The following is a 6,000-nucleotide window of genomic DNA, read 5'->3' on the forward strand; positions in this document are numbered from 1 at the left end:
ATATATAACTTTGCTATGCAATGGAACTTTATGAGTCGCGCCTGTTATCACGCCTCGTTACTGACAAGAGCATTGAACCCATGGCCGAAGACCCCGTTTTTGAGCGCGCCACGCGTTTCCTGTCCGCGCTGAGACATTGCCAGGTGCTGGGCCTGAAGTTGCACAGCGCCAGCCACGAAGGCTTGACCCTGGTGCTGCCTTTCAGCCCCCGGATCGTGGGCAACCCGCTTACCGGTGTCCTTCATGGCGGGGCGTTGACCTCATTGATGGACACCGCCTGCGGCATGTCGACCCTCTGCGTGCTGCCTGAGTTCGAGGTCTGTCCGACCCTGGACCTGCGCATCGACTACATGCACGCCGCCGAGCCGAACAAGGATGTCTATGGTTTCGCGCAATGCTATCGGGTGACGCCGGACGTGATTTTCACCCGTGGTTTCGCCTATCAGGACGATCCCGATCAGCCCATCGCCCATGTGGTGGGTACGTTCATGCGCCTGGGCCAGCACGCCAGGGGGCTGACGAAAGGCGGCCCGATGACTGCCAGGAACACGCCATGACCAACATTACCCGGGAACACCTGCGCCAGGCCTGCGAGCAGGGCGATCATGCGCGGCTGCTCGCCGCGATCCCCTATGCCCAGCTCATCGGCGTCGAATGCGTGCGCCAGGGCGATGACCTGCTCTTTCGTCTGCCGGCCAACAAGGACAATATTGGTAACCCTTTACTGCCGGCGATCCATGGCGGCGTCATTGCCGGCTTCATGGAGCTGGCGGCAGCCGTCCATCTGTTGATCGTCACTCGCGCGCCGGGTGTGCCGAAGATCATCGATTTCTCCTTGGATTACCTGCGCGCCGGGCAATTTCGCGACACCTATGCCAGGTGCCAGGTCTGGCGCCAGGGCCGGCGGGTGGCCAACGTTGCCGTCACTGCCTGGCAAGACGTGGAAGCCGAGCCGATCGCAACCGCACGGGCGCATTTCAAGATCCAGGAGCCTGCAAAGCCGGACCACCCTTGAAATCCCCATCGCTGCCCCCACCTTGAGGACATCCCGCCGCCATCTCAGCGAGGCGGACACCACCATCCACTTGGAGTTTGATGACCATGAGCGTGGAAACTCAAAAGGAAACCCTGGGCTTCCAGACCGAGGTAAAGCAACTGCTGCACCTGATGATTCACTCGCTGTATTCGAATAAGGAAATTTTCCTTCGCGAGCTGATTTCAAACGCCTCCGACGCTGTCGACAAATTGCGTTTCGAAGCCCTGTCCAAGCCAGAATTGCTGGAAGGCGGCGCTGAACTGAAAATCCGTGTGAGCTTCGACAAGGACGCCAAGACCGTCACCCTCGAAGACAACGGTATCGGCATGAGCCGCGAAGAGGTGATCACGCACCTGGGCACCATCGCCAAGTCCGGCACTGCCGATTTCATGAAAAACCTGTCGGGCGACCAGAAGAAGGATTCCCACCTGATCGGTCAGTTCGGCGTCGGCTTCTATTCCGCGTTCATCGTCGCCGAGCAGGTCGAAGTATTCAGCCGCCGTGCCGGCCTCGCTGCGAGCGAAGGCGTGCATTGGTCGTCCAAGGGCGAGGGCGAGTTCGAAGTCGCCACCGTCGACAAGGCTGATCGCGGCACCCGCATCGTGCTGCACCTCAAGTCCGGTGAGGACGAATTCGCCGATGGCTGGCGCCTGCGCAACATCATCAAGAAGTACTCCGACCATATCGCGTTGCCGATCGAGCTGCCGAAGGAAGTCACCGCCGCTGAAGGCGAAGAAAAGCCTGAAGTGGAATGGGAAACCGTCAACCGCGCCAGCGCCCTGTGGACTCGGCCACGCACCGAGGTGAAGGACGAGGAATACCAGGAGTTCTACAAGCACATCGCCCACGATTACGAGAACCCGCTGAGCTGGAGCCATAACAAGGTCGAAGGCAAGCTGGAATACAACTCGCTGTTGTACGTGCCGGCCCGTGCTCCGTTCGACCTGTACCAGCGTGAAGCGCCACGTGGCCTGAAGCTGTACGTGCAGCGCGTGTTCGTGATGGACCAGGCCGAATCGTTCCTGCCGCTGTACCTGCGTTTCATCAAGGGTGTGGTGGATTCCAACGATCTGTCCCTGAACGTTTCGCGGGAAATCCTGCAGAAAGATCCGATCATCGATTCCATGAAGTCGGCGCTGACCAAGCGTGTCCTGGACATGCTGGAAAAACTGGCGAAGAACGAGCCCGAGCAATACAAGAGCTTCTGGAAGAACTTCGGCCAGGTGATGAAAGAAGGTCCGGCCGAGGACTTCGCCAACAAAGAGAAGATCGCCGGCCTGCTGCGCTTTGCGTCGACCCAGGGTGACGATGGCGAGCAGATCGTCGGTCTGGCCGATTACCTGGCCCGCGCCAAGGAAGGTCAGGACAAGATCTACTACCTGACCGGTGAAACTTATGCACAGGTCAAGAACAGCCCGCACCTGGAAGTCTTCCGCAAGAAAGGCATCGAAGTGCTGCTGCTGACCGACCGTATCGATGAGTGGCTGATGAGCTACCTCAACGAGTTCGACGGCAAGAGCTTCGTCGACGTGGCCCGTGGCGACCTGGACCTCGGCAACCTGGATTCGGAAGAAGACAAGAAAGCTGCCGAAGAAGTCGCCAAGAGCAAGGAAGGCCTGGTGGAGCGGATCAAGACAGCCCTGGGCGATGCCGTCAGCGAAGTGCGTGTCTCGCACCGCCTGACCGATTCCCCGGCGATCCTGGCCATCGGTGAACAGGACCTCGGCCTGCAAATGCGCCAGATCCTGGAAGCCAGCGGCCAGAAAGTCCCGGACTCCAAGCCGATTTTCGAGTTCAACCCGGCTCACCCGCTGGTGGAAAAACTCGACAACGAGCAGAGCGAAGAGCGCTTCGGCGACCTGTCGCACATCCTGTTCGACCAGGCGGCCCTGGCGGCGGGCGACAGCCTGAAGGACCCGGCGGCCTATGTACGTCGCCTGAACAAGCTGCTGGTTGAACTGTCAGCTTGATGAGGTAAGGAAAACCCCGCTTCGGCGGGGTTTTCGTTTCTGGTATCCATTAAAAAGGAGACAGTCATGAGTCAGATTACGGTTCGTTCAGTGGTCTATCAGATCGACGGCCAGACCTACGAAAGTCGCCTGGCCTTCGATGCCGCCCAGCAGGGCCCGCGTCCGGGCTTGCTGATGGCGCCGAACTGGATGGGGGTTGGGGCGGGGGCCGAGGACATCGCCAAGTCGGTGGCGGCCAAGGGGTATGTGGTGTTGATCGCCGACCTGTACGGCCAGACCGTGCGCCCTACCAATGCCGATGAGGCGGGGGCGGCGATGATGCCGCTCAAGAATGACCGGGCTCTGTTGCGCAAGCGCATGCAGGCGGCATTCGAACAACTGCAAGGGCAGGGTGAGACGCCGGTCGACGTTGCGAGACTCGCCACGTTCGGCTTCTGCTTCGGCGGTTGCTGTGCCTTGGAACTGGCCCGCGCGGGTGCGCCGCTGAAGGCCGCCATCTCGTTCCATGGCACCCTGGATACGCCGAACCCGGCGGATGCGCAGAACATCAAGGGCTCGGTGCTGGTGATGCACGGCGCGTCAGACCCGCTGGTGCCGAAAGAACAACTGCCGGCCTTCGAAGACGAAATGAACGCCGCCGGGGTCGATTGGCAGCTGCTCAGCTACGGTGGCGCGGTGCATTCGTTCACCGACCCCCACGCCAATGTACCGGGCAAGATGATGTACAACCCCAAGGTGGCCACGCGGGCGTTCCGGTCGATGCATAATTTACTGGATGAAGTGTTTGCGGGCTGAGTTGGGCTTGATCTGATTCTGTTGTTGTCTGGCCTGCCGTCATCGCGAGCAGGCTCGCTCCCACATTGGATGGGTGAACGACGCCCTCCTGTGGGAGCGAGCCTGCTCGCGATGGCGATCTATCAGGCGATACTGAACTCAGGGCAACTCGATCCGCTCACTTTCCCCCGGCACGGTCGGCCAGTCTCCGGCCGCCCAGCGGCGGCGGGCTTCGTCGATCCGGGCCGGATCGCTGGCGACAAAGTTCCAGTTCATCCGCCGCGGCCCGTCCAGCGGTGCGCCGCCGAACAGCACGGCATGGCAGTCGCTGCTGGCAAACAGCGTTATCTCTTCCCCGACCGGCAATATCACTAGGGAATGGGGCTCCACTGGCTCTCCTTCGAGCAGCGCTTCACCGCTCAATACGTACAGTGCCCGTTCTGCATGCTCGGTGGGAATCAGCAGCGTCGTCGCGGTTTGCAGGTTGAGTTCGGCATAGAGCGTAGGAGACAGCACCGGTACTGGCGATTCCAGGCAAAAGCCTGACCCGGCGATCATGCGGATAACGACGCCCAGGTTGTCGCTGACCGGCAGGGTGCGTGCCGGGTGATGGCTGTAATGCCCCGGCCCTTGTTCGTGGGATTGGGGCGAGGCCAGCCAGACTTGCAAGCCGTGCATGACGAAATCGCTGCCCAGTTGCGCGGCCGGCGTGCGCTCGACATGGGCTATGGCGCTGCCAGCGGTCATCCAACTGACATCCCCGGCCTCGACCACCTGGTCCGAGCCCAGGCTGTCCTTGTGTTGGATTTTTCCTTCGAACAGGTAGGTGAGGGTGGAGAGCCCGATGTGGGGATGCTGGCGGATATTCATCCCTTTGCCGGCCGGGTAGGTGGTCTGCAGCATATGGTCGAAAAACACGAAAGGTCCCACGCTGCGGCACTTGGCGGACGGCAGCGGGCGAAGAATCGGCTGGCCTTCGACATCTTCTGCGCGGGGGCGAACGGTCAGGGGCAGGGTCATGGTGTCTCCCGGATTGAACAACGGATGCGGCGAGCATAACCCGCCGTCGCGGTTGGCGGCACGGGCGACTTGAACCTGGGTGGGAAGGGTGGGGTCTATGCTGCTCATGGCCCTTGGAGATGACCCATTGACCCGTCTGATCTTCGCCTGGTTGCTGATCGCTTCGAGCAGTGCCGCCATGGCCCGCGAATATGCCTACAGCGATGCGCACCTGCATTACGTCGATTTCTTTCAGGAAACCGCCGGCATGCCCAAGCTGCTCCAGGCGATGGCCGACAATCGCATCGAGCATGTGATGATTGCAGGTATCCCGGTCGCCAAGAAATGGCACGAGGACGAGCCCAAGCGTCCACGTTATTACGCCGGTGACGATGCGGATGCCTATTGGTACAGCGCCACCGATGGGATTGTCGCGGCGGCGGTGAGCAAGTTGACCACCGAGCAACGCCGGCACTTTCATCCGTTCCTGTCGGGTTTCAACCCCAATGACAAGAACTCCGCCGCCCATGTCCAGCGCATGCTCGATCTGTACCCGGGGTTGTGGCAAGGCATCGGTGAAGTCTTCACCCGTCATGATGACCTCACGGCGCTGACCTCGGGCGACACCCCGCGCGCCAACAACGAAGCCATGACGATGATCTATCACTTGGCGGCCGAGCACGACCTGCCGGTAATGCTGCATTCCAACATCACCTCCAAGCGTGAGAAGAATCCGCTTTACCTGCCAGAAATCGAAGAATCGTTGCGCAGGCACCCGCACACCCGCTTCATCTGGGCCCACGCCGGCACCAGCATGGAGATTCATCGGCATCAGACCCGATTGGATTTCCTGCTGCCAACCCTGACCCGGCTGCTCGAGGCCTACCCCAATCTGTACATAGATCTGTCCTGGAGCCTGCTCACGCCCTATTTGCTCGACGAAGCGGGCACGCCTCGGCCGGAGTGGGTAAGGCTGGTGGAGCGCTTTCCGGAGCGCTTCATGGTGGGGTCGGATGTGGTCGGACGTTTCGGCAAACTGGGGAAGGAGCTGCACGGCTTCGATCCGTTTCTCGATGCCTTGCCCGAAGAGGTAGCGAGGAAGGTGGCGCGGGATAATTTCCTGGCAGTGTTGTGTGGGAGCAAGGCCTGCCCGCGATGAATTCAACGCGGTCTTGAGCGCTGAGGTGTCTGGATCGCGAGCAAGCTATGCTCCCACAGGTA

At 60.8% G+C, this 6,000-nt stretch carries 6 protein-coding genes; 5 read left to right on the forward strand and 1 reads right to left on the reverse strand.

The annotated features are described in order from the left end of the window. The first annotated feature begins 80 nt into the window (after positions 1 to 80). The 4 genes from ACODTO_RS16360 to ACODTO_RS16375 all read left to right on the forward strand — a co-directional run bounded on the left by ACODTO_RS16360 (position 81) and on the right by ACODTO_RS16375 (position 3,801). On the forward strand, positions 81 to 557 hold the full coding sequence (locus ACODTO_RS16360; RefSeq protein ID WP_175385770.1) for a PaaI family thioesterase: 477 nt from the start codon (positions 81 to 83) through the stop codon (positions 555 to 557). Further along, positions 554 to 1,015 carry a PaaI family thioesterase gene (locus tag ACODTO_RS16365; RefSeq protein ID WP_175385771.1) on the forward strand — a complete coding sequence of 154 codons (462 nt, stop codon included), beginning with the start codon at positions 554 to 556 and terminating at the stop codon, positions 1,013 to 1,015. The genes ACODTO_RS16360 and ACODTO_RS16365 overlap by 4 nt, the downstream gene beginning before the upstream one ends. 86 nt (positions 1,016 to 1,101) lie before the next feature. Continuing rightward, complete coding sequence (gene htpG / locus ACODTO_RS16370) at positions 1,102 to 3,006, forward strand: molecular chaperone HtpG (RefSeq protein ID WP_175363798.1); 1,905 nt, start codon at positions 1,102 to 1,104, stop codon at positions 3,004 to 3,006. 66 nt (positions 3,007 to 3,072) lie between these two features. Beyond that, positions 3,073 to 3,801, forward strand: a complete 729-nt coding sequence (locus ACODTO_RS16375; RefSeq protein ID WP_175363797.1) for a dienelactone hydrolase family protein — start codon at positions 3,073 to 3,075, stop codon at positions 3,799 to 3,801. Between the two features lie 138 nt (positions 3,802 to 3,939). Here ACODTO_RS16375 and ACODTO_RS16380 read toward each other — a convergent pair whose 3' ends face one another. Beyond that, the gene (locus tag ACODTO_RS16380; protein WP_489106731.1) at positions 3,940 to 4,800 is read right to left on the reverse strand and encodes a pirin family protein; all 861 of its coding nucleotides are present in this window, start codon (positions 4,798 to 4,800) and stop codon (positions 3,940 to 3,942) included. A 106-nt stretch (positions 4,801 to 4,906) separates the two neighbouring features. Here ACODTO_RS16380 and ACODTO_RS16385 point away from each other — a divergent pair, with 106 nt between their 5' ends. Continuing rightward, positions 4,907 to 5,938, forward strand: coding sequence for an amidohydrolase family protein (locus ACODTO_RS16385; protein ID WP_489106732.1), 1,032 nt, complete (start codon positions 4,907 to 4,909; stop codon positions 5,936 to 5,938). Positions 5,939 to 6,000: the final 62 nt, after the last annotated feature.

Source organism: Pseudomonas sp. FG13, from assembly GCF_057809755.1.